The organism is Roseobacter cerffii (assembly GCF_054226325.1).
Genome location: NZ_CM135757.1, coordinates 2,364,068 through 2,385,837, shown reverse-complemented (window position 1 = coordinate 2,385,837; position 21,770 = coordinate 2,364,068). Strand labels below are relative to the sequence as shown.

The window sequence follows — 21,770 nt, the reverse complement described above, 5'->3', positions numbered from 1 at the left end:
CTCCGCTAGCTCTGGGTGGCCGTGGTGACGGCATCGCGGAAGATGGTGCAGAGCGCGTCCGAGTCTTCCAGGCCGACGGAGACTCGGAAGAACCCCTCTGACATGCCGAGTGCGGCCCGTTTCTCTGCCGTCAGCGCGCGATGAGATGACGACGCGGGATGTGAGAGGGTGGTGCCCACATCGCCTAGCGTTGGCGCAAAACTCAGCCCATCGGCTGCGCGCGTGAAGGCGTTCGCGGTCGCCCGGTCACCATCCAGCTCAAAGCTGACCATGTTGCAGAACTGGCCGCCCAGCAGGGTGCGCGCCCGTGCGTGGTCTGGGTGATCGGCGCGCCCGGGATAGATGACGCGGGTCACGCCCGGCAGCTCTGAGAGCGAATCGGCCAGCTGCGCGGCGGTGGCTTGAGTGCGGTCATAGCGCAGATCGAAGGACAAAAGGCCCCGTTCGGCGAGCCAGCAATCGAAGGGGCTGGGGTTCATCCCGGCTGTCACGGTGAAGACGCGCAGGCGGTCGTTCAGCGCGGCATCGCGCGCCGCCACATAGCCCAGCATCACGTCCGAATGTCCGGAGAGAAGCTTGGTCAGCGAGTGGATCACGATATCCGCACCCCAGTCAAACGGCCGGATCGCACGTGGCGTGGTGAAGGTGTTATCGACCACCAGCAACACGCCCGCCTCCTTACAGAGCGCCGCGAGCCCTTCCAGATCGGCAACGCGCAGCGTCGGGTTCGAGACCACTTCGATCAGGATCATCCGCGTCTCGGGGCGCAGCGCGGCGCGCATTGCCTCCACATCACCGGGGTCCACCAGTGTCGTGGCGATGCCCAGCCGTGGCAGGTCGTCGCTCATCATCCGCAGCGAGCGCCCGTAGAGCTGGTTGCCGCCGATCACATGGTCGCCGGCTTTGGTCAGTCCCAGCAGCACCGCCGAGACCGCGCCCATGCCAGACGCGGTGACCACGCCCATATGCGGTGCATTCTCCAGCCGGTCGATGCGCTTTGCGACCACATCGGCGTTGGGGTGCCCTTCCCGCGCATAGGTGTAGCCCTGCAGATCGCCGTCATATTGCTGATCAAGCATATCGGGAGTGTCGGAGGCATAGACCACCGAGGGGCTCAGCGGTGTGACCACCGGGCGGCTGGCACTCTCGGGCAGCGCGTCGGGGCGAATGAGGGTTCCGGTCTCGTTCTTCATCTCAGGCCTCGATGGAGCGCAGGTCGTCCCGGAACCGGCGCATGTTCTCTTGATAGTGCAGCGCGCTTAGTGTCAGGCCCTGGATTGCCTCGGCATCCAGTTCACGAACCAACTTGCCCGGCACGCCCATGACCAGGCTGCCATCCGGAATCACCTTGTTCTCGGTGATCAGCGCCCCTGCCCCGATCAGGCAGTTCTTGCCGATCTGGGCGCCGTTCAGCACGGTCGCGCCCATGCCGATCAGGGAGTTGTCGCCAATGGTACAGCCATGCAGCATGACTTTGTGCCCGATGGTGCAATTCTCGCCGATGCGGAGCGGGTAGCCCGCATCGATGTGAAAGACGCAGTTCTCCTGCACGTTAGAGCCCTTGCCCACACGGATCTCCTCATGATCCGCGCGGATGGTCGTGCCGAACCAGACCGAGGCGCCTTCTTCCAGTACCACCTGGCCCACAAGGTTGGCATCCGGCGCCACCCAGGTATCGGCATGCAGGTGGGGGCGATGATCGCCCAGGGCATAAAGCGTCATGACAGCTCCTCGAATTCCGATTGCAGGCGGCGCACATGGTCGGTCAGCTGCGGCTGCTGGCTGCGGCGCAACCGCGTGGCGGAGATGATCGTCTTCAACTGCGCTTCAGTCTGATCCAGATCGTCGTTCACGATCACGAAGTCATAAGCGCCCCAATGGCTGATCTCGTCCCAGCTCTTCTCCATTCGCCGCGCGATGGTCGCGGCATCGTCCTGGCCGCGTTTCTCGAGCCGCTGTCGCAGCTCGCGGATCGATGGCGGCAGCAGGAAGATCGACAGCGTGTGCGGCCCCAGCACCGAGTTGGTGATCTGCTGCGCGCCCTGCCAGTCGATGTCAAAGAGCACGTCGCGCCCCTCATCGATGGCCGCCTGGACCGGCGGTTTGGGCGAGCCGTAGAAGTTGCCGAACACATGCGCGTGCTCCAGCATGGCGCCGGCGGCGACCTGGGCCTTGAACGCCGCCTCATCGACAAAATGATACTCACGTCCGTCCACCTCGCCGGGCCGCGCCGGGCGCGTGGTGGCTGAGATCGAGAACTCGATCTCCGGGTCCCAGTCCCGCAGCCGCCGCGCCAGCGTGGACTTGCCCGCCCCGGAGGGCGAGCTGAGAATGATCAAGAGGCCTCGTCGCGGCGCGGTCATGGCTTACTCCACATTCTGGACTTGCTCGCGCATCTGGTCGATCACCGTCTTCAGGGCCAGGCCACAGCGGGTCAACTCGGTGTTCTGGGCCTTGGCGCAGAGCGTGTTGGCTTCGCGGTTGAACTCCTGCATCAGGAAGTCGAGCTTGCGGCCCACTGGCCCACCCTGCCCGATCAGGTCGCGCGCAGCATCCACATGGGCCGACAGCCGGTCGATCTCCTCGGTCACATCGGATTTCACCGCGATGAGAGCGAGTTCCTGCGCGACGCGGTCCGGATCAGCGGCGTCTGTGTTGTCTATCACCTTGGCGAGGTTGCGCTTGAGCGTGTCGGCGAGTGTGGCCCCCCGGGCCTCCGCCAGTCGGGCGGCATCACCTGTCAGTGCGGCGATCTCATCAAGCTGGCTCAACAACACCTTTTGCAGCGCCGCCCCTTCACTCACGCGCATGGCGTTGAAATCGGCCAGCAGGGTTGCGGCCTCCGTCATCAGGGCGGCGGCAAGCGGCGCGGTCTCATCTTCGGTTGTCGCCTGCTCGAGCACCCCGCGCAGCGCGACGATATCTGCCGATGTGGACGGTGTTAGGCTGAGCCCCGCATCAGCGGCCCGCGTCTCGATCAGAGCCATGGCCTCGAGCACCGAGGAGAGCTGTGCCTCGTTGATCTGCAGGGCGCCTGCCTGTTCCTCTCGCGTCATCCGCAACGACAGCGTCAGGTTCCCACGCTTGACATCCGCGCTCAGCAGTTTGCGCAGACCCGCCTCCAGCCCGTCGATCCAGTCCGGCACCCGGAGGCGCAGATCCAGCCCCTTGCCGTTGACGGCGCGCAGCTCCCAGTCCCACGCATGGGGAGGCAAACTGCCGCTGGCAGAGGCAAAACCGGTCATGGAGCGGATCATATGCTGTGCCCTTTCGGCGGTCCGTTGTGCCAGCCTTATGGCGATTTCGAGGGTCAGGGCAACCCCCGAGCGCCGCCTTGCCGATGCCGCGCCAAGTGCCCGAGAGTTAACCAAATATAAAGATATCGAGGCATTTGTGGAAAATTGCTGGTATTAATACTCCAGTAACCAGTTCGGCGCCGTGGTATACCGTAAAGGCGGCGCTGCGATGTTGATAAGTTAAGAACGCGAGCACCGCATTTGGAAAAGGGGTGGGCGATGGACAACGGCGGCCAAAACACGCACAATGTATTTCGTATGACGCAACATGTTTCAAAGAACGGTTTTGCACCGCTCGCGCAGCTTGAGGCCTATTGGGAAGCCTTGCGCGGCAATCGTGTGATGCCGAACCGGTCGGAGATCGACCCGCGTGGGATCGAACAGGCGCTGGAGTATTCCTTCATCGTCGAAAGAATCGCGCCTGGCATCGCCCGGCTGCGGATCGCGGGCAGTCATCTGAGCGATCTGATGGGTATGGAGGTGCGGGGTATGCCACTGACCTCCTTCATCACCCCGTCGTCGCGGCGTCAGTTGAGCGATATTCTCGAAGAGGTCTTCGAGACACCGGCGATTTCGTCGCTGGAGTTGCATTCCGAACAGAGCGGAAGCCTGCCTCCGCTCGACGCGCGCATGGTCCTGATGCCGCTGAAGAGCGATTTGGGCGATGTGAGCCGTATTCTCGGTGCGCTGATCTCGGTGGGCGATATGGGCCGCAGCCCGCGCCGGTTTGATATCACGCGGTCGTCCCTGCGTCCGATCGTAGCGGACGCGGCTTTCCCGCCAGCCATCAAGACAGATGCACCTCAGCCTGCCCCGCAAGCGGCGGCCAAGACGCCAGAGCAGGCTTTCCGCGAACCGCAGGCGCCGTTCCGGTCAGAGACGCCACGGCGCCACGCTCCTTACCTGCGGCTCGTCAAATCCGACGACTGATCGCTTTTCAGTACCAAATCCTTTGATCTGGATAACCGCTCGCGCAGAATGTGCGGGTGGTTTTCTTCTGTTTCATGCCAACGAAAAACCCGCCCGAAGGTTCGGACGGGTTTGCGCTGTGCGATCAGGTTCGATCCTAGCCGGTGGCCTGGGTCTTATGCGCGTCCCGGCGGTTCGAGAGCTCATCAGCCACAAGGAACGCGAGCTCCAGTGATTGGCTCGCGTTCAGGCGCGGGTCGCAGGCGGTATGGTAGCGATCTGACAGGTCTTCGTCGCTGACGGCGCGGACACCTCCGGTGCACTCGGTCACGTCTTGCCCGGTCATCTCGAAATGCACGCCCCCCGGCACGGTGCCCTCGGCGGCATGCACCGCGAAGAACTCGCGCACCTCGCGCAGCACGGCATCGAAGGGCCGCGTCTTGTAGCCGGTCGAGGACTTGATCGTGTTGCCATGCATCGCATCGCACACCCAGGTCACATTCGCGCCTTCCTCGCGCACGGTCTTGATCAGCCGCGGCAGATGCTCGCCCACCGATCCGGCGCCAAAGCGCGCGATCAGGGTCAGACGCCCTTCCTCGTTCTCGGGGTTCAGCTTGGACATGAGCAGCTTCAGATCGTCCGAGGTCATCGACGGACCAGCTTTCAGGCCAATCGGGTTCTGCACGCCACGGGCAAACTCCACATGCGCACCGTCCGGCTGCCGCGTGCGGTCGCCGATCCAGATCATGTGACCCGAGCCTGCAAGCCATTTGCCGGTGGTGCTGTCAACGCGCGTCAGCGCCTCTTCGTACTCCAGCAGTAGCGATTCATGGCTGGTGTAGAACTCGACCGATTTCAGCGTATGGGCCGTGTCGCCGTTCACGCCCGCCGCAGTCATGAAGTCCAGCGTGTCGGAGATGCGGTTGGCAATCTCGCGGTAACGCTCGACCTTCTCGCTCTCTGTGAAGCCCAGCGTCCAGGCGTGCACCTGATGCACATCTGCATAGCCGCCGGTTGAGAACGCGCGGATAAGGTTCAGCGTCGCCGCTGCTTGGGTGTAGGCACGCAGCATCTTCTCTGGGTCCGGAATGCGGGCCGCAGCGGTGAAGTCGAGCTCATTGATGATGTCACCACGGTAGCTCGGCAGCTCCACACCCTCCACCGTCTCGGTCGGCGCGGAGCGCGGCTTGGCGAACTGGCCCGCCATGCGGCCGACCTTGATCACCGGCACCTTGGCCCCGTGGGTCAGCACGATGGCCATCTGCAGCATCACCTTGAACGTGTCGCGGATCGCGTCCGAGCTGAACTGATCGAAACTCTCCGCACAGTCGCCGCCCTGGAGCAGGAACGCCTCGCCACGCCCCGCCGCTGCGAGGTGCTTTTTCAGCCGCCGCGCTTCACCGGCAAATACGAGGAGCGGAAATCGTGCGAGTTGGCCTTCCACAGCTTCCAAGGCAGCCTGATCCGGATAGTCCGGCATCTGGATCCGCGGTTTGGCGCGCCAGCTCGATTTGCTCCATTCGGTCATCATCTCAACTCCGGGTTGGGCTCGCATCCCTGCGAGCGCTCACATCACAGCGCTCTCTATACAAAAGCCTTTCGGCAGTGACCATATCACAAATACGACCTCTTGACGTCGGCCAGTGCACGTGACCATCTGAGCCGCAGGCAGGAGGCCGCACGCCCCTGTTTCGGGAAGAGATAAGATCAAGAGACGGCAATGTCCCAGATGCAACCAGCCACGCGGAATGATCCGCCTGCCGAGAAGCCGCGCCGCTTCGTCTTTGTGTTGCTGGAAGACTTCACCCTGCTCTGTTTCGCGGCCGCCGTCGAAAGCCTGCGCATCGCCAATCGGATGGCGGGAAAGACGCTCTATGATTGGCGGATCGTTGGTGAAGGCGGGGACATCATCCACTCCTCATCTGGCAGCGGGTTCAAGCTGGATGGCGATCTTGAGGATTTGGGGCGTGACGATACGGTCATGGTTTGCGGCGGCATCGACGTGCAGGCGGCCACGACCAAGCGCGTGTTGGGGTGGCTGCGGCGCGAGGCACGCAAGGGGCTTTTGATGGGTGGGCTTTGCACCGCTGCCTACACGCTCGCGAAAGCCGGGCTGCTCGACGGCAAGCGCGCCACGATCCACTGGGAAAACCAGGACAGCTTCTCGGAGGAGTTCCAAGAGGTCGACCTGACCAAATCGGTCTTCGTGGTCGACGGCAACCGGATCACCACCGCGGGCGGCACCTCTTCGATTGATCTGATGCTCAAGCTGATTGCCGATCATCAGGGTGAAGAGCTGGCCAATATGGTGGCGGACCAGTTGATCTATGCCTCGATCCGTACCGATCAGGACACCCAGCGCCTGTCTGTGCCGACGCGCATCGGGGTGCGGCATCCGAAGCTCAGCAAGGTCATCCAGATGATGGAAGGCAATATCGAGGAGCCGATCAGCCCCTCGATCCTCGCCAAGAACGTGGGCATGAGCACGCGTCAGCTGGAGCGGCTGTTCCGCCGGTATCTCAACCGCTCGCCCAAGCGCTATTATATGGAACTGCGGCTGCAGAAGGCGCGCAACCTGCTGATGCAGACGGACATGAGTGTGATCAACGTGGCCCTGGCCTGCGGTTTTGCCTCACCCTCGCATTTCTCCAAATGTTACCGGTCGCATTATAATACAACGCCTTACCGTGAACGCGGCAGCCACGCGACGCGCCTGTCGATCTGATCAGGCGCCCGTGCGCGCCATGCGGTAAACCGCCCCCTCGCCCACCGAGATGAAGAGAATGCTGCCGTCCGGCGCTTCGATAATGTCGCGCACGCGGCTGGTCTCGCTGGTCTCGATCTGCTCGGCTTCCTGCGCGCTATCGCCCGACACCTCGAGCCGTGCGATGTAGTCGAACTTCAACGATCCCACGAAGATGTCGCCGCGCCAGTCCGGAAACATGTCGCCTTGATAGACCAGCAGGCCGGACGGCGCCATCGACGGATCCCAATAGTGAACGGGCTGTTCCATGCCTTCTTTGGCGGTGCCCTCGCCGATCTTGCCGCCAGAATAATGCCGCCCGTAGGAGATCACTGGCCAGCCGAAGTTGGCGCCTTTCTGCACCCGGTTGAGCTCGTCTCCGCCGCGCGCGCCGTGCTCGGAGGTCCAGAGCTGTCCGGATGCATCGAGCCCCGCGCCCTGGGGGTTGCGATGTCCAAAGGACCAGATCTCAGGGGCCACACCGGCAACGCCCACGAATGGATTGTCATCCGGCACCGACCCATCGCGGTTGATCCGGACAACGGTGCCATTGTGATTGCTGCGGTCCTGTGCCGTGGGCCGGTCGCCCCGGTCCCCGATGGTCACGAAGAGCGTGCCGTCGGGCGCCTCCACCACGCGACTGCCGAAATGACGCCCGCCGGAGCTGGCGGGCACTGTTTCAAAGATCAGGCGCAGATTCTCGAGCCGGGCGCCGTCATCTGACAGTCGCGCCGCGGCCAGCGCGGTGCCCGCGCCGCCGGGCTGCTTCTTCGAATAAGTAAAGAAAATCTCGCGAGTTTGCGCAAAGTCCTGCGCCGGTGTCACGTCGAGCAAGCCGCCCTGCCCGCGCGCATGCACCTGCGGCACGCCACGCACCTCGTTCGAGGCGCCGTACTTGAAGTGCATGAGCGCCCCGTCGCGCTCGGTCACCAGCATCGCACCATCCGGCAGGGCCGCGACAGCCCAGGGCGTGTCGAGCCCCTCGATGACTGGAGTGATGGAGACGCTGGTCTGCGCCTGTGCGGCCAGGGGGGCGGAGGCGCTGAAAAACGCTGTGAGCAAGAGGGCTTTGACGGCGCGGGAGCGGATCATGGAGCAGTCCTTTCATCAGCTGGTTCTACCGTGTCAGGTAGGCGCGCAGCGCGCTGTCTCAAGCCCCTCTGAGCGGAATGTGAGCCTGTGGAAAAGCGCTTTTCTTTTGAGCACACCGGGCATAACCTGTTGCCCGAACATGATGTTCCAATATGGGAGAAACCAATGAAAAAGATGCTTTTGGCCTCAACGGCTGCGGCACTTGTGGCGACATCGGCGCTGGCCGGTGGTCATGCAAAGGAAGTCAAGCTGGGCATCCTGATCGGCTTTACCGGGCCAATTGAATCGCTCGCGGGCCCAATGGCGTCTGGCGCGGAATTGGCGATGCAGGAAGCGACCGACAGCGGCAAGCTGCTGGACGCGGCCAAGGTCACGCCGATGCGCGCGGATACCGGCTGTATCGACAATGGCCTCTCGACTTCGAACGGTGAACGCCTGCTCGCCGACGGCGTGCATGGGATCATCGGTGGCGACTGTTCGGGCGTGACCGGCGCGATCCTGCAGAACGTGGCGATCCCGAACGGGATGGTGATGATTTCGCCCTCCGCCACCTCGCCTGGTCTGTCGACCGTGGAAGACAATGACCTGTTCTTCCGCACCGCCCCATCAGACGCTCGCGAAGGCGAAGTGATGGCCGAGGTGCTGCAGGAGCGTGGCGTAACCTCCATCGCGCTGACCTACACCAACAACGACTATGGCAAGGGTCTGGCCGACGCCATTGAGAGCAATTTCAAGAAGATCGGTGGCGAAGTGACCATCGTGGCTGCGCATGAAGACGGCAAGGCGGACTACTCCGCCGAGATGGGCGCGCTGGCCTCTGCCGGGGGCGATATCCTGGTGGTCGCTGGCTATCTAGACCAAGGCGGTCTCGGCATCATCAATGCAGCACTCGACTCCGGTGCCTTTGAAACCTTCGGCCTGCCCGGCGGCATGATCGGTGACAGCCTGCCCGCGAACGTGGGGTCTGCGTTGAATGGCTCTTACGGTCAGATCGCGGGGTCCGGCGGCGAAGGCATTGAAAAGCTGACGGAAATGGCAGGCGATGCCTTTGACGCGACCTCGCCTTACACGCCCGAAAGCTATGACGCGGCAGCGCTCTTCATGCTGGCGATGCAGGCGGCGGACAGCACCGACCCCGCGGAGTATGGCCCGAAGATCCTCGAGGTGGCCAACGCGCCCGGCGAGAAGATCTATCCCGGTGAGCTTGGCAAGGCCTTCGACATCCTGCGCGAAGGCGGCGACATCGACTATGTGGGCGCTTCGGCAGTTGAGCTGATCGGCCCGGGCGAGTCCGCGGGCACCTATCGTCTGATAGAAGTGAAAGACGGCGAAAACGCCACCATTGGGTTCAAGTAAGCCGTAACCTACGACTTGAGCAGCCCGGAGCTTTGTGCTCTGGGCTGTTCCAATGATAAGACACGCGCAAGCAGCGCGGATGGGGATGTCTGAATGATCGTCGTGGACGACCTTCACAAGCATTTCGGTGGCTTTCACGCCGTCGATGGCGCCAGCCTGGAAATCGAAAAGGGTATGATCACCGGGCTGATCGGCCCGAATGGTGCCGGAAAAACCACGCTTTTCAATGTGATCGCAGGCGTTCTTGAACCAACATCAGGCCGTGTGACCATGGATGGTGACGACATCACCGGCTTGCCGCCGCATACGCTCTTTCACAAGGGGCTGCTGCGCACCTTCCAGATCGCACATGAGTTTTCGTCGATGTCGTGCCGCGAGAACCTGATGATGGTGCCAGGCTATCAGTCGGGTGAGACGCTGTGGAACACCTGGTTCGGGCGCAAGCGGATTGCCGATGAGGAGCGCGCGCTGAAGGCCAAGGCCGATGAGGTGCTGGAGTTCCTGACCATCGCGCATCTGGCCGAGCAGAAGGCGGGCCAGATCTCCGGCGGGCAGAAAAAGCTGCTCGAGCTGGGGCGCACGATGATGGTGGACGCCAAGATCGTGTTTCTCGATGAGGTGGGCGCTGGGGTGAACCGGACGCTGCTCAACACGATTGGTGATGCGATCATCCGGTTGAACCAGGACCGGGGCTACACCTTCGTGGTGATCGAACACGACATGGACTTCATCGGGCGGCTCTGCGATCCGGTGATCTGCATGGCCGAGGGCAAGGTGCTGGCGCAAGGGACGCTTGATGAGATCAAGGCCAATGAGCAGGTGATCGAGGCCTATCTGGGCACCGGGCTCAAGAACCGTGACAAGGTGGGTGCATGAGCGTCGGTGCGGCATCGGTATTGTGTCGGTATCACGTCGGTAAAACGTCGGTGTTTAATGCATGCATTGTTGGGGGCGCTGCCCCCGTCGCTGCGCGACTCCCCCGGAGTATTTCAGGAAGGGTGAAGGAATGAGTTCGGACCCCTATTCTGATCGGGGCAACAAGGATCTGTCGTTGGGGAACCCTGCGGGCATGGGGACGGCGACGCCTGTGAAGTCCGGCGGGCGGGCCGCGCCTGCGCCGGGTGGGCCGTTTCTGATCGGGGAAAAGATGACCGGCGGTTACGGGGCCGGGCCGGATATCCTGCACGACTGCACGATTGCGGTGGACCGCGGCGAGATCGCGGTGATTGTCGGGCCCAATGGAGCGGGCAAGTCGACGGGGATGAAGGCGGTCTTCGGAATGCTGAATTTGCGCGGTGGGCATGTGCGGCTGGATGGGGAGGATATCACCGCGCTCTCGCCGCAGGACCGGGTGGCTAAGGGCATGGGGTTCGTGCCGCAGACCTCCAATATTTTCACCTCCATGACGGTGGAGGAGAACCTGGAGATGGGGGCCTTCATTCGCACAGATGATATCCGGCCCACGATGGAGCAGATTTATGACCTCTTCCCCATTCTGCGGGAGAAGCGGCGGCAGCCTGCGGGCGAGCTTTCGGGCGGACAGCGCCAGCAGGTGGCGGTGGGGCGTGCGTTGATGACGCAGCCCAAGGTGCTGATGCTGGATGAGCCGACGGCGGGGGTGTCGCCCATCGTGATGGACGAGCTTTTTGATCGGATCATCGAGGTCGCGCGGACGGGCATTCCGATCCTGATGGTTGAGCAGAACGCGCGGCAGGCGCTGGAGATCGCCGACAAGGGCTATGTGCTGGTGCAGGGGCGGAATGCGTATACGGGGACGGGCAAGGAACTGCTGGCCGACCCCGAGGTGCGCAAGTCGTTTTTGGGAGGGTGAGGATGACCAGGCTTCAAAAGGCACTGCTTCGGTCTCTATCTGTGATTTCCGTGCTGTCGTCACCGGCATTTGCGGCGCTATGTGTCATCCCTCCAAGTTGCGCGGACGATCAACGGTGCGATCATGAAGAGCTCCAATTGGAGTGGTCCGACGATATCCCGGAGCTTGTTGTCCTGGACGGTGTATCCGTTCAGATCAAACGGATTGGTGCGGGAGCGGTTCTAGACACCATCCAGACTGATGAGAGGACATTGCAACTCAGTGCTCAAACCCCGGTGCTTCTGATTGCAGGCCCAGAGCTCGCCGGTTCCATTGTGAAGACTGATGCTAACGGTCGAATAAGTGTGACGATCATTATGGGACCAAGTAAGCGCGAAAATGGTGGTGGCGCGTCCGCCACGAGGCGCACTTATCAAGGCCATTGCGAGGGGCTGCTGTAATGGACTTCCTCAACGCCTTCATTGCCCTGTCGAACTTCGTGATCATCCCGGCTGTGGCTTACGGCTCGCAGCTGGCGCTGGGGGCGTTGGGGGTCACTCTGATTTATGGCATTCTGCGGTTCTCGAATTTTGCCCATGGGGACACGATGGCCTTTGGGGCGATGGTGACCGTGCTGATGACCTGGCTCTTTCAGGCGCAAGGGGTGAGCCTGGGGCCGCTGCCGACGGCTCTGCTCGCCCTGCCCTTTGGCATTCTGGGGTGCATGCTGCTGGTGCTGGTGACAGACCGCGCCGTGTATCGGTTCTATCGGGCGCAGAAGGCCAAGCCGGTCATCTTTGTGATCGTCAGTCTCGGGGTGACCTTCATTCTCAACGGCATTGTGCGGTTCATCATCGGGCCGGATGATCAGCGGTTCGTGGATGGGGAGCGGTTCATCGTCTCGGCGCGGACCTTCCGCGAGATGACCGGGCTGCGCGAGGGGCTGGCGTTCAAGACGACGCAGGGCATTACGATTGTCACAGCGGTGGTCGTGGTCGCCCTGCTCTTCTGGTTTCTGAACCGCACGCGCACGGGAAAGTCGATGCGGGCCTATTCGGACAATGAGGATCTGGCGCTGCTGTCGGGTATCAACCCGGAGCGCGTGGTGATGGTCACCTGGCTGATCGTGGCCGCGCTGGCGACGACGGCAGGCGTGCTTTACGGGCTCGACAAGAGCTTCAAGCCCTTCACCTATTTCCAGCTTCTGCTGCCGATCTTTGCCAGCGCCATCGTGGGCGGTTTGGGCAACCCCTTAGGGGCGATTGCGGGGGGCTTTGTGATTGCCTTCTCTGAGGTCACGGTGACCTATGCCTGGAAGAAGGTGGTGACCTATATCGTGCCGGAGGAGATGGCGCCAGCTGGGCTACTGCAGCTGCTCTCGACCGATTACAAGTTCGCAGTGAGCTTCCTTATTCTGCTCATCGTGTTGCTCTTCAAGCCCACGGGCCTCTTCAAGGGGAAAGCGGTATGAACGCGCCCGTGGTCAAGAACACGATGCTCTTTGCGATCGTTGCGGTGCTGCTGGCCTATGTGGGGTTTACGCAGGGCTGGAACACGGCGTTGGTGATTTTCAACATGGGGCTGATCTCGGCGATCATGGCCTTGGGCGTGAACCTGCAGTGGGGGTTCGCCGGGCTTTTCAATGTGGGCATCATGGGGTTCGTGGCGCTTGGCGGGCTGGCCGCCGTGCTGATGGGCATGCCGGCGACGCCGGGGGCGTTCGAGGCTGGGGGCTGGAACATCCTGAGCGCCTTTGTCTTTGGCGTCGTTCTGATTGCTGCGGTGGTGCTGTTGCGCGCGCGCATGGCGCCGGGGGTTCTGCGCAAGCTGGTGGTCTTGGGGATGCTCATCGCCGGGTTCTTCATTTATCGTGCGCTCTTTGATCCCGGTGTCGAGGCAGTGGAGGAGATCAACCCCGCTTTGACCGGCTATCTCGGCGGTTTGGGGATCAACCAGGGGCTTTGGGTGGCGCTGGCCTGGCCGGTGGGTGGGCTCTTTGCCGCCGCCGCGGCCTGGGTGATCGGGAAGACGGCGCTGGGGCTGCGCTCGGACTATCTGGCGATTGCGACGCTGGGGATTGCCGAGATCATCATCTCGGTGCTGAAGAACGAGGACTGGCTGTCGCGCGGGGTGAAGAATGTGGTCGGCCTGCCGCGGCCCACGCCGTTTGAGATCGAATTGCAGAATGATCCGGCGTTTGTGGAGCGCGCGGCGGGTCTGGGGTTCACCGCGGTGGAGGCCTCGACGCTTTACGTAAAGCTGCTCTATGCGGGGCTGTTTCTCATCGTGCTGCTGGTGCTTGTCTGGATGGCGCAGCGGGCGCTGCACAGCCCCTGGGGGCGGATGATGCGCGCCATTCGCGACAATGAGGTGGCGGCGGAGGCCATGGGCAAGGACGTGACCGCGCGGCACTTGCAGATCTTCGTGCTGGGCTCGGCCATCTGCGGGATCGCAGGGGCAATGATGACGACGCTCGACGGGCAGCTGACGCCAGGGACGTATCAGCCGCTGCGGTTCACGTTCCTCGTGTGGGTCATGGTGATCGTGGGTGGATCGGGCAACAACTTCGGAGCCGTGCTGGGCGGGTTCCTGATCTGGTTCCTCTGGGTACAGGTGGAGCCGATGGGGCTGTGGCTGATGGAGCTGATCACCTCCGGCATGGCCGACGGCTCCCCGCTGAAGGCGCATCTCATTGAGAGCGCGGCGCATATGCGGCTCTTCACGATGGGGCTGGTGTTGCTGCTGGTGCTGCGGTTCAGTCCGCGGGGGTTGATCCCGGAAAGATGACCTATGCGGTTCGGTCGCCAAAAAGCGTCAGGTGCTTGTTGCGGGATCAATATCTGACTTCTGTGTGTGGAGACTAGCTTCAGGCAGACGGGCCGCAAAACAGTCTACCCGCTCTTGCGCTCATTGCAAATCTGGGAGTGTTTCGCCTGACTATTGGGTCTAACAAAACCCATTAGGCTCAAAAGCGATCTCATCCAAAAAACCATAAAAAGCCCGGACACAAAAAGAACTATGTCAGTGCCCGCCAGAATCTGATCCGGCGGTACATCAAACAGTATTCGGAGCCCGATTGAGATATAGGAAATAATGACAATCGCCAAAAAGCACAACGCCAAACAAAACAACGGACGAGTTGCAGATAGATGCCAAAGAAGTTTGATAAATTGCATCGTTTCTCCTTTGGAAGATTAACGTCGCCGAAACACCGCATCGAACGCCAACATAATTGGCCCAACCATGATGCAGCCTAGGGCAATCCGATCTCCAAATGAGAGATCACTCCAATTCGGCGGCGACGAGAAAAAATCGACAACGAGAACGACGTATATCACTAGCCCTATTAACAAACGTTGCTTCCGAGGTAGCAATATTGACGGTTTTGGGGGCGGTTTGCGTGGTGAGGTCATGAAAATCATTCTGCGAAAATGAAACTGTTACCGCCCTAGCATACAGGTCCTCGACTAGTGAACAAAATAATTGATAATAAAGGATTTCAAGGTTTTTTGAAGACCTGACGGATTACCGTTACTGAAAAGCGCATTTTAGAAGAATGAAGTCGGCTACCGCCCCTTGAACAACCCGCCCAGGATGCCGCGGACGAGGCGGCGGCCGGTGGTGCCGGAGAGTTCTTTGATCACCGCGTTCGCGACGGCGCCGCCGAGGCTTTGGGGCTGGCGGCGGGTGCTGGCCCGGGAGGTGGAGCGGGCGACGCGGGTGCCGGAGTAGCGGCGGGCGGCGCTGAATTCGCGGGCGAGTGGGGACTCGTCCTCTTCTGCCGCCTCCTCGGCTTTGGCAGCCTCTTGGGCGGCTTGATCGGCGCGGCTTTTGAGGATTTCGAAGGCGGATTGGCGGTCCACGGGGTCGTCGTATTTTCCGGCCATGTCGGACCCCGCCATGATCTGGGCGCGCTCGGCCTTCGTGATCGGCCCGAGCTGTGAGGACGGCGGGCGGATGAGGGTGCGTTCGACCACGCCCGGCACGCCTTTTTTCTGCAGCATGGAGGTCACGGCCTCGCCCACGCCGACCTCGCGGATGGCTTCTTCGGTGTCGAAGGCGGGGTTCTCGCGGTAGGTCTCGGCGGCCAGGCGCAGCTCCTTCTTGTCCTTCGCCGTGAAGGCGCGCAGGGCGTGCTGAATGCGGTTGCCGAGCTGGCCGAGGATGTCTTCGGGCACATCTGCCGGGTTTTGCGTGATGAAATAGACGCCGACGCCCTTGGAGCGGATAAGGCGCGCCACCTGCTCGACCTTGTCGACCAGCGCCTTGGGGGCGTCGTCAAACAGAAGATGCGCCTCGTCGAAGAAGAAGACCAGCTTGGGTTTGTCAGGGTCGCCCACCTCGGGCAGCTCCTCGAAAAGCTCCGACAGCAGCCAGAGCAGGAAAGTGGCGTAGAGGCCGGGCGCACCCATCAGCTTGTCGGCGGCGAGGATGTTGATCTGGCCCTTGCCGTCTGCGCCCGTGCGCATGAGGTCGGAGAGTGCCAGCGCAGGCTCGCCAAAGAGCCCGGTGCCGCCCTGGTTTTCCAGTACCAAGAGGCGGCGCTGGATCGCACCGATGGAGGCGGAGGAGACGTTGCCGTAGCGCAAGGACAGCTCCTTGGCATTCTCGCCGATCCAGACCAGCAGCGATTGCAGATCCTTGAGGTCCAAGAGCGGCAGCCCGTCTTCGTCGGCGAGGCGGAAGGCGATGTTGAGGATGCCCTCCTGCGCCTCGGTCAGCTCCAGCAGGCGCGCGAGCAGCAGCGGGCCCATTTCGGAGACGGTGGTGCGCACCGGGTGGCCCTGGTCGCCGAAGAGATCCCAGAAAGTGACGGGGAAGGCCTCGTAAGTGTAATCGATGAAACCGATCTTCGCGGCGCGCTCGGTGAAGGGGGTGTGCAGCTTGTGATCGGGGCTGCCCGCCTTTGCAAGGCCCGAGAGATCGCCCTTCACATCCGAGAGAAACACCGGCACGCCCGCCTTGGAAAACCCCTCGGCCATGATCTGCAGCGTGACCGTCTTGCCGGTGCCGGTGGCGCCCGCGATCAGCCCGTGGCGGTTGGCATAGCCCAAAGACAGGTGCTGCTGCGTGCCATAGTCCGGCCCGCCGCCGCCGATAAAGATACCTGATGTCATGTCGTTGGGCCCTCGTGGAAAATAATCGCTGGGTGACCATACGATTTTAACCTTTGAGGGCCATAGTCAATTTGTCCAAGCCGGTACACATGTCCTTCCCGGTGCGGACATCCTCCCTGTCAGACTGGCCGTGCCGTTTATCGGTACGGCCTTTTTTCCGACCACACGGAATATTTATGTAAGCGGTCTCATTTTATGTGAGTTTCCGGTTGACGTGCCCCATACCGTTTCGTAGCCTCTCCCTCAATAAGTCGGCCAGTCCGACGGGGAGAAAACAGTTTGGGAAGGGATGCGTTGCGCATCCCTTTTCTTATGGGACGGTTCCCCACGAAAAAATGATGGTTTTGGCGGCGATTTGCAGCGCATGGGACTGACAGCCCCGAGGCCACATGGTACACGGCAGCAAAGCAATGAAAACGGAGCCATCATGCCCAAGCTGATGTCGATTTATTCCGCCGGTGCGGCGCTGGCCTTGCCGGCGATGTTTGCCGCCTCCATGGCCGTCGCGCAGTCCGAAACCACCGAAGAGACACCCGAGCAGCCCGCCGAAGAACAGCAGGCGCCGAGCCTTGCCGATGAGCTGAGCCTTGGCGAGGCCACCTCGGACGAGCCGCAGGTGGGCCAGACCTATATCAATGAGACCTTCGGCGACTGGAGCATGCGGTGCATCAAGACCGAAGAGGGCGAGGACCCCTGCCAGATGTACCAGCTTCTGGAAGATGGCGAGGGGGCGCCGATCTCGGAATTCACGCTGTTCCGCCTGCCCGGTGAAGGCCAGGCCAAGGCGGGGGCGACCGTGGTTGTGCCGCTCGAGACCTCGCTGCAGGCGCAGCTGACCATGAAGATCGACAGCCAGCCCGCGCGGCGCTATCCCTTTGCCTTCTGCAACAGCGTTGGCTGCTATGCGCGGATCGGTCTGACCGAAGAGGACGTGAACGCGTTCAAGCGCGGCAGCGAGGCGATGCTGACCATCGTGCCGGTGCTGGCACCGGATCAGAAGGTCGATATCGTGCTGTCGCTGGCGGGGTTCACCGCAGGCTACGACAAGGTGTCAGTGATCCAGCAGTAACGCTTTGAGATTCGCGCCGTCGCCGCCCTCCTGATCCGGGGGCGGCTTTTTTTATGCGGCTTTATGCGGCGCGTAGGGCGAGCACCGCGTTCATACCGCCGAAGGCGAAGGCGTTTGAAATGGCCACCTTGACCTTGGCCTCGCGCGCCTCATTGGGCACCACGTCGAGCGCGCATTCAGGGTCCGGCTCCTCGTACCCAATGGTTGGCGCGATCACGCCATCGCGTAGCGCCATGATGCAGGCCAGCAGCTCCACCGCGCCGGTGCCGCCGATGAGATGGCCGTGCATGGATTTCGTCGAGGAGATCATCAGCTTGTCGGCATGGGGCCCGAAGACATCCGCGACGGCGGCGCATTCGGTCTTGTCATTGGCGGCTGTGCCGGTGCCATGGGCGTTGACGTAGCCGACCTCATCGCGGTTGATGCCCGCATCGGCCAGGGCCCCCGCCATCGCGCGCGAAGCCCCGTTCTTGGAGGGCATCACGATGTCACTGGCGTCGGACGACATCGCAAATCCGGCGACTTCGCAGAGGATCTGGGCGCCGCGGGCGCGGGCGTGGTCGTATTCTTCGAAGACGAACACGCCCGCGCCTTCCCCTTGGACCATACCGTTGCGATTGGCCGAGAACGGGCGGCAGGCATCGCGGCTCATCACCCGCAGGCCCTCCCAGGCCTTCACGCCGCCGAAGCAGAGCATGGATTCCGAACCGCCGGTGATCATCGCCGGCGCCAAGCCCGAGCGGACCATCGTGAAGGCCTGCGCCATCGCATGGTTGGAGGACGCGCAGGCGGTGGAGACAGTGAAGGACGGGCCTTTGAGGTTGTGCTCCATGCTCACGTGGCTGGCGGCGGCGTTGTTCATCAGTTTGGGCACCACGAAGGGGTGCACACGGTTCTTGCCGTCTTCATAGACCGAGCGGTAATTGTCGTCCCAGGTGCTGACCCCGCCGCCTGCGGTGCCGAGCACCACGCCGGATTTCGCGGCAAGCTCACCGCTGAAGCTGATGCCCGACTGGTCGATGGCCTCCTTGGCAGCGGCCAGGGTGAACTGGGTGAAGCGGTCGTAGAGCGACATCTGCTGGCGGTTGTAGCGTCCTTCGGCCTCGAAGCCGCGCACCTGACCGCCGATCTGGATCGACAGGCGTTCTACGTCGCGCAGCTCCAGCGGGCCAATGCCACACACACCTTCGCGCATCGCGGCGAGGGTCGAGGGCAGGTCGTGCCCGAGTGCGTTGATGGTCCCTGCCCCGGTGATGACAACGCGTTTCATCGCGCGCTAGCTCTGCTCCGCCTGCAGCCGTTCGATGCCCGCCACGATGGAGGCCACGGTGGAGATGTCGAAGTCCGAGGCCTGCGGATCATTGGCATTGAAGGGCACCGAGATGTCGAACTCCTCTTCGATGGAGAAGATGCTTTCCACCAGCCCGAGGCTGTCGATGCCGAGGTCTTCCAGCGTGCTCTCCATGCGCACATCCGAAGGTTCGAGCACAGCCTGTTCCGCGATGATGGCGATGACTTTGTCCTTGATGCTCATGCGCGGGTCCCCTTCGGTCCTTCGCCTTGGGATTTAGTCACTCTCGCCCGATTTGAAAACCGCTTTCTGCAAGGCCGCAACGTCACGCAGGATGCGCGGCAGACGGCGCGTCGCCTTGTAAGTGTCGACGTGTGTTTCCATTTTTACCGCCGGATAGCCGAGGATCGAGCGGCCTGCGGGCACGTTGGAGAGAATCTTGCTGCCGCCGCCCGCGATCACGCCGTCACCGATGAAGATGTTGTCGCTCACCCCGACCTGACCGCCGAGGATCACGTAGTTGCCGATGTCGACGGAACCCGCGACGCCGACGCAGCCGCAGAGCAGGCAATCGGTACCGACCACGCAGTTGTGGCCGATGTGCACGAGGTTGTCGATCTTGGTGCGGTCGCCCACCACGGTGTCGCGGATGGTGCCGCAGTCGATCACCGAGTTCATGCCGATCTCGACATCGTCGCCGAGGGTCACCGCGCCCAGCGAATGGATGCGGGTCCAGGATTGGGCTTGGGTGTCTTCCTGGCTGCCCAGCGTGCTGCGGGTGGCTTCGACCGCTGAGCGGTCTGGGGTCACGTAGGAAAAGCCATCGCCGCCGACGCGCGCGCCCGGCTGTGCGATGAAGCGCGCGCCGATGCGGACGCGGGCGCCAATACCCACCCCTTCGCGCAGGAAGGCGCCCTCGCCCAGCTGAGCGTTCCAGCCGATGAAGCATTGCGGACCGATGACCGAGCCTGCGCCGATCTTCGCGCCCGCGTTGATCACAGTCAGGGGGCCGACGCTGACGCCTTCGCCCAATTCGGCTGTGGGGTCGATCACGGCGGAGGGGTGGATGCCCGCGCCGAAGCCCTGGCCTGGGTCCATCAGCTTGGTGATGCCCGACATCGCATAGCGGGGCCGGGTCGGGATGATCGCGGCCTTGAGCCCCAAGGCTTCCCAATCCGCGCCCTCCCAGAGGAGCCCCACCTGTGCCGCGCCCGCGCTTAGCGCGTCGGCGTAATTCTGGTTGGTTGCGATGGCGAGATCGCCGGCCCCGGCGGTCTGCGGCTCGGCGGCGCGCGCGACGCGCAGAGACGTATCGCCGAAGGCCTTCGCCCCCAGCGCCTCGGCAATGTCTTCGACGCTGTGGCTGATCTCTGTCATGGTGCGGCCCCCGGATGATCCGGGCGCAGATTTACCCCTGAACCGCGCGCAACGCCACCCCTGCTTTGGAGAGCGCATCCCAAATGCGCCCGTCGCGGCCATAGATGTCGCGGCGGAACTGGGTGCGGCCTTTGCTGTCGGTGAAAGCGGTGCGGTAGATGATGTGCACGGGCACCGGGTCCTTCAGATCGACCTGCGTTTCCTTGCCCGTGGCCAGCGTGCGCTGGAAGAGCCCTTGCGGGTCATTTGTCTGCTTGGCAAGTAGCGCATAGGCAAAGTCGAACGGATCTGCGAGGCGGATGCAGCCGTGGCTGTAGGCGCGCACTTCCCGGCCAAAGAGGTTTTTAGCGGGCGTGTCGTGCAGGTAGATGTTGTGCTTGTTCGGGAACATGAACTTCACCAGTCCCAGTGCATTGCCACGGCTGGGCGGCTGGCGCATGGCGAAGGGGAAGTTCGCGGGCGTGAACTGGGTAAAATCGACGGCGGAGCGGTCAATGCGGCGGCCGCTGCGGTCAGTGATTTCGATGTGGTTGACCGCATTGGGGTTGGCCTGCAGCTCGGGCAGGTATTCCTTGGTCACGATCGAGCGCGGCACGTACCAGCTGGGGTTGATCACCATGAACTCCATCACGTCGGAGAACTCGGGCGACTGGCGGTCGCGCTCGCGGTGGCCGATGACCGAGCGAGTCTCGAAGGTGGTCTTGCCGTTGTCGATGATCTTGGCGGTGAAATCGGTCAAGTTGACTTCGATGTGGCGCTTGCCGCGTTCCTGGTTCATCCAGCGTTCGCGCTCCATCGCCACGATCACCGATTGCAGGCGCTCCTGCACCGAAGTGTTGATCTCTTTCATGGTGCCGGGGCCTGCGACACCGTCCTGCGCCAGCCCGTGGGCGCGTTGGAAGCCCTGCACCGCTGCTGTCATTGCGGCGTCATAGGACTGGCCCGCAGTGCGCTTCATATAGCCCATGCGCACCAGACGGTCGCGCAGGGCCACCACGGACGCACCGGAGGCTCCCGGCTTCAGCGTCTTGGCGGGCACGGTCTGGCCCCAGCCGCCCTCGGCCAGCAGGCGTTCCAGCCGGAGCTTTTCCTTCATCAGCGCGGTGTATTCATGGGTCTTGGGCGCGAGCGCGCGGAAGAAGCCCTTGGGCGAGGATTTGGCGAAGTTCACCAGGTAAGAGGTGCGGTCGCGGTAGGGCACCTTGCGCACGATGGCCTTGTCGATGCGGCTGGGGATCAGCACGCCGGTCTGCACATCGCGGGCGTATTGCAGGAAGACGCGGGAGATTTCGACTTCGAGAAGGCCCAGGTCGCGCGGGGTGCGGGCGGCTTTCATCTTGGCCTGCAGACCCTCCACGTCATAGCGGGCGGCGGGCAGACCGTGGTTGCCCGCGTTGCTGAGCGCCTTGATCAGGGCGGCGCGGCGGTTGCGGTCGCGGCCATTGCCTGTCCAGATGCCGTCGTAGCCGTTGGCTTGATAGAAGGTTGCGATGTCCTTGTCGCGCGCGGCGGCCTCGGCCACGGCTTGTTTGAACGCGGTGACCTGGGCCGCCACGGGCGCCGGGGTCACAAGGGTCAGCGCGGCGAGCACAAGCCCCGCGAGCGCTGTCAACAGCGATTGTCTGGTCAACAGCAAAGAAGCCATTCTGGTACCTCACTCAAATCTAATGTGATCCGTTGTGGCGGGGCCCTTTTGCCAAGTCCAATAAC

General features: G+C 62.6%; 20 protein-coding genes. 9 read left to right on the top strand and 11 right to left on the bottom strand.

Features of this window, described 5'->3' with window-relative positions; all coding sequences use genetic code 11:
- Positions 1 to 5: 5 nt before the first annotated feature.
- From ACVC7O_RS11540 to ACVC7O_RS11525, 4 genes are read right to left on the bottom strand one after another with little or no spacing between them, the layout of a single operon-like run.
- Positions 6 to 1,193: a trans-sulfuration enzyme family protein gene (locus ACVC7O_RS11540; RefSeq protein WP_458322280.1), complete on the bottom strand. Its 1,188-nt coding sequence runs from the start codon at positions 1,191 to 1,193 to the stop codon at positions 6 to 8.
- 1 nt (position 1,194) lies between these two features.
- Positions 1,195 to 1,722, bottom strand: a complete 528-nt coding sequence (locus ACVC7O_RS11535) for a gamma carbonic anhydrase family protein (RefSeq protein ID WP_458322279.1) — start codon at positions 1,720 to 1,722, stop codon at positions 1,195 to 1,197.
- A complete protein-coding gene (gmk, locus tag ACVC7O_RS11530; protein WP_458322278.1) occupies positions 1,719 to 2,363 on the bottom strand; it encodes a guanylate kinase in 645 nt (214 codons plus the stop codon). Before gmk ends, ACVC7O_RS11535 begins: the two co-directional genes overlap by 4 nt.
- Before the next feature lie 3 nt (positions 2,364 to 2,366).
- The gene (locus tag ACVC7O_RS11525; RefSeq protein WP_458322277.1) at positions 2,367 to 3,257 is read right to left on the bottom strand and encodes a YicC/YloC family endoribonuclease; all 891 of its coding nucleotides are present in this window, start codon (positions 3,255 to 3,257) and stop codon (positions 2,367 to 2,369) included.
- 297 nt (positions 3,258 to 3,554) lie between these two features.
- Here ACVC7O_RS11525 and ACVC7O_RS11520 point away from each other — a divergent pair, with 297 nt between their 5' ends.
- Positions 3,555 to 4,226, top strand: a complete 672-nt coding sequence (locus tag ACVC7O_RS11520) for a PAS domain-containing protein (protein ID WP_458322276.1) — start codon at positions 3,555 to 3,557, stop codon at positions 4,224 to 4,226.
- Between the two features lie 136 nt (positions 4,227 to 4,362).
- Here the strand turns inward: ACVC7O_RS11520 and ACVC7O_RS11515 are convergent, their stop codons facing one another.
- On the bottom strand, positions 4,363 to 5,733 hold the full coding sequence (locus tag ACVC7O_RS11515; RefSeq protein ID WP_458322275.1) for a class II 3-deoxy-7-phosphoheptulonate synthase: 1,371 nt from the start codon (positions 5,731 to 5,733) through the stop codon (positions 4,363 to 4,365).
- Between the two features lie 192 nt (positions 5,734 to 5,925).
- On the opposite strand from ACVC7O_RS11515, the gene ACVC7O_RS11510 reads away from it, so the two are divergent.
- Positions 5,926 to 6,930 carry a GlxA family transcriptional regulator gene (locus ACVC7O_RS11510; protein WP_458322274.1) on the top strand — a complete coding sequence of 335 codons (1,005 nt, stop codon included), beginning with the start codon at positions 5,926 to 5,928 and terminating at the stop codon, positions 6,928 to 6,930.
- On the opposite strand, the gene ACVC7O_RS11505 is transcribed toward ACVC7O_RS11510, so the two are convergent.
- A complete protein-coding gene (locus ACVC7O_RS11505) occupies positions 6,931 to 8,040 on the bottom strand; it encodes a PQQ-dependent sugar dehydrogenase (RefSeq protein WP_458322273.1) in 1,110 nt (369 codons plus the stop codon).
- Positions 8,041 to 8,205: 165 nt separating this feature from the next.
- On the opposite strand from ACVC7O_RS11505, the gene ACVC7O_RS11500 reads away from it, so the two are divergent.
- From ACVC7O_RS11500 to ACVC7O_RS11475, 6 genes are all read left to right on the top strand, one after another.
- Positions 8,206 to 9,396 (top strand): ABC transporter substrate-binding protein, encoded by a 1,191-nt coding sequence (locus tag ACVC7O_RS11500; RefSeq protein WP_458322272.1) that lies wholly within the window; start codon positions 8,206 to 8,208, stop codon positions 9,394 to 9,396.
- Between the two features lie 93 nt (positions 9,397 to 9,489).
- Entirely contained in the window at positions 9,490 to 10,272 is a 783-nt protein-coding gene (locus tag ACVC7O_RS11495; protein WP_458322271.1) for an ABC transporter ATP-binding protein, read from the top strand.
- A 130-nt stretch (positions 10,273 to 10,402) separates the two neighbouring features.
- Positions 10,403 to 11,227, top strand: a complete 825-nt coding sequence (locus ACVC7O_RS11490) for an ABC transporter ATP-binding protein (RefSeq protein WP_458322270.1) — start codon at positions 10,403 to 10,405, stop codon at positions 11,225 to 11,227.
- 2 nt (positions 11,228 to 11,229) lie between these two features.
- Positions 11,230 to 11,667, top strand: a complete 438-nt coding sequence (locus ACVC7O_RS11485) for a hypothetical protein (protein WP_458322269.1) — start codon at positions 11,230 to 11,232, stop codon at positions 11,665 to 11,667.
- Complete coding sequence (locus ACVC7O_RS11480) at positions 11,667 to 12,677, top strand: branched-chain amino acid ABC transporter permease (RefSeq protein ID WP_458322268.1); 1,011 nt, start codon at positions 11,667 to 11,669, stop codon at positions 12,675 to 12,677. The genes ACVC7O_RS11485 and ACVC7O_RS11480 overlap by 1 nt, the downstream gene beginning before the upstream one ends.
- Positions 12,674 to 13,993, top strand: a complete 1,320-nt coding sequence (locus ACVC7O_RS11475; protein ID WP_458322267.1) for an ABC transporter permease subunit — start codon at positions 12,674 to 12,676, stop codon at positions 13,991 to 13,993. The genes ACVC7O_RS11480 and ACVC7O_RS11475 overlap by 4 nt, the downstream gene beginning before the upstream one ends.
- Before the next feature lie 779 nt (positions 13,994 to 14,772).
- On the opposite strand, the gene ACVC7O_RS11470 is transcribed toward ACVC7O_RS11475, so the two are convergent.
- Positions 14,773 to 16,323, bottom strand: coding sequence for a helicase HerA-like domain-containing protein (locus ACVC7O_RS11470; RefSeq protein WP_458322266.1), 1,551 nt, complete (start codon positions 16,321 to 16,323; stop codon positions 14,773 to 14,775).
- 427 nt (positions 16,324 to 16,750) lie between these two features.
- Here ACVC7O_RS11470 and ACVC7O_RS11465 point away from each other — a divergent pair, with 427 nt between their 5' ends.
- Complete coding sequence (locus ACVC7O_RS11465) at positions 16,751 to 17,392, top strand: invasion associated locus B family protein (protein ID WP_458322265.1); 642 nt, start codon at positions 16,751 to 16,753, stop codon at positions 17,390 to 17,392.
- A gap of 61 nt (positions 17,393 to 17,453) precedes the next feature.
- Here the strand turns inward: ACVC7O_RS11465 and ACVC7O_RS11460 are convergent, their stop codons facing one another.
- From ACVC7O_RS11460 to ACVC7O_RS11445, 4 genes are read right to left on the bottom strand one after another with little or no spacing between them, the layout of a single operon-like run.
- The gene (locus ACVC7O_RS11460) at positions 17,454 to 18,662 is read right to left on the bottom strand and encodes a beta-ketoacyl-[acyl-carrier-protein] synthase family protein (protein WP_458322264.1); all 1,209 of its coding nucleotides are present in this window, start codon (positions 18,660 to 18,662) and stop codon (positions 17,454 to 17,456) included.
- Positions 18,663 to 18,668: 6 nt separating this feature from the next.
- Entirely contained in the window at positions 18,669 to 18,926 is a 258-nt protein-coding gene (locus ACVC7O_RS11455; protein ID WP_300057664.1) for an acyl carrier protein, read from the bottom strand.
- Between the two features lie 33 nt (positions 18,927 to 18,959).
- Positions 18,960 to 20,060, bottom strand: coding sequence for a UDP-3-O-(3-hydroxymyristoyl)glucosamine N-acyltransferase (locus ACVC7O_RS11450; protein WP_458322263.1), 1,101 nt, complete (start codon positions 20,058 to 20,060; stop codon positions 18,960 to 18,962).
- Positions 20,061 to 20,091: 31 nt separating this feature from the next.
- Positions 20,092 to 21,705, bottom strand: coding sequence for a L,D-transpeptidase family protein (locus tag ACVC7O_RS11445; RefSeq protein ID WP_458322262.1), 1,614 nt, complete (start codon positions 21,703 to 21,705; stop codon positions 20,092 to 20,094).
- Positions 21,706 to 21,770 lie beyond the last annotated feature (65 nt).

Coding starts and splice junctions, on each gene's coding strand:
- ACVC7O_RS11495 (WP_458322271.1), top strand. CDS start 9,490: ATGATCGTCGTGGACGACCTTCACAAGCATTTCGGTGGCTTTCACGCC.
- ACVC7O_RS11485 (WP_458322269.1), top strand. CDS start 11,230: ATGACCAGGCTTCAAAAGGCACTGCTTCGGTCTCTATCTGTGATTTCC.
- ACVC7O_RS11475 (WP_458322267.1), top strand. CDS start 12,674: ATGAACGCGCCCGTGGTCAAGAACACGATGCTCTTTGCGATCGTTGCG.
- ACVC7O_RS11515 (WP_458322275.1), bottom strand. CDS start 5,733: ATGACCGAATGGAGCAAATCGAGCTGGCGCGCCAAACCGCGGATCCAG.
- ACVC7O_RS11470 (WP_458322266.1), bottom strand. CDS start 16,323: ATGACATCAGGTATCTTTATCGGCGGCGGCGGGCCGGACTATGGCACG.
- ACVC7O_RS11450 (WP_458322263.1), bottom strand. CDS start 20,060: ATGACAGAGATCAGCCACAGCGTCGAAGACATTGCCGAGGCGCTGGGG.
- ACVC7O_RS11520 (WP_458322276.1), top strand. CDS start 3,555: ATGACGCAACATGTTTCAAAGAACGGTTTTGCACCGCTCGCGCAGCTT.
- ACVC7O_RS11510 (WP_458322274.1), top strand. CDS start 5,926: ATGTCCCAGATGCAACCAGCCACGCGGAATGATCCGCCTGCCGAGAAG.
- ACVC7O_RS11455 (WP_300057664.1), bottom strand. CDS start 18,926: ATGAGCATCAAGGACAAAGTCATCGCCATCATCGCGGAACAGGCTGTG.
- ACVC7O_RS11460 (WP_458322264.1), bottom strand. CDS start 18,662: ATGAAACGCGTTGTCATCACCGGGGCAGGGACCATCAACGCACTCGGG.
- ACVC7O_RS11490 (WP_458322270.1), top strand. CDS start 10,403: ATGAGTTCGGACCCCTATTCTGATCGGGGCAACAAGGATCTGTCGTTG.
- ACVC7O_RS11445 (WP_458322262.1), bottom strand. CDS start 21,705: ATGGCTTCTTTGCTGTTGACCAGACAATCGCTGTTGACAGCGCTCGCG.
- ACVC7O_RS11535 (WP_458322279.1), bottom strand. CDS start 1,722: ATGACGCTTTATGCCCTGGGCGATCATCGCCCCCACCTGCATGCCGAT.
- ACVC7O_RS11540 (WP_458322280.1), bottom strand. CDS start 1,193: ATGAAGAACGAGACCGGAACCCTCATTCGCCCCGACGCGCTGCCCGAG.
- ACVC7O_RS11465 (WP_458322265.1), top strand. CDS start 16,751: ATGCCCAAGCTGATGTCGATTTATTCCGCCGGTGCGGCGCTGGCCTTG.
- ACVC7O_RS11500 (WP_458322272.1), top strand. CDS start 8,206: ATGAAAAAGATGCTTTTGGCCTCAACGGCTGCGGCACTTGTGGCGACA.
- ACVC7O_RS11505 (WP_458322273.1), bottom strand. CDS start 8,040: ATGATCCGCTCCCGCGCCGTCAAAGCCCTCTTGCTCACAGCGTTTTTC.
- gmk (WP_458322278.1), bottom strand. CDS start 2,363: ATGACCGCGCCGCGACGAGGCCTCTTGATCATTCTCAGCTCGCCCTCC.
- ACVC7O_RS11525 (WP_458322277.1), bottom strand. CDS start 3,257: ATGATCCGCTCCATGACCGGTTTTGCCTCTGCCAGCGGCAGTTTGCCT.
- ACVC7O_RS11480 (WP_458322268.1), top strand. CDS start 11,667: ATGGACTTCCTCAACGCCTTCATTGCCCTGTCGAACTTCGTGATCATC.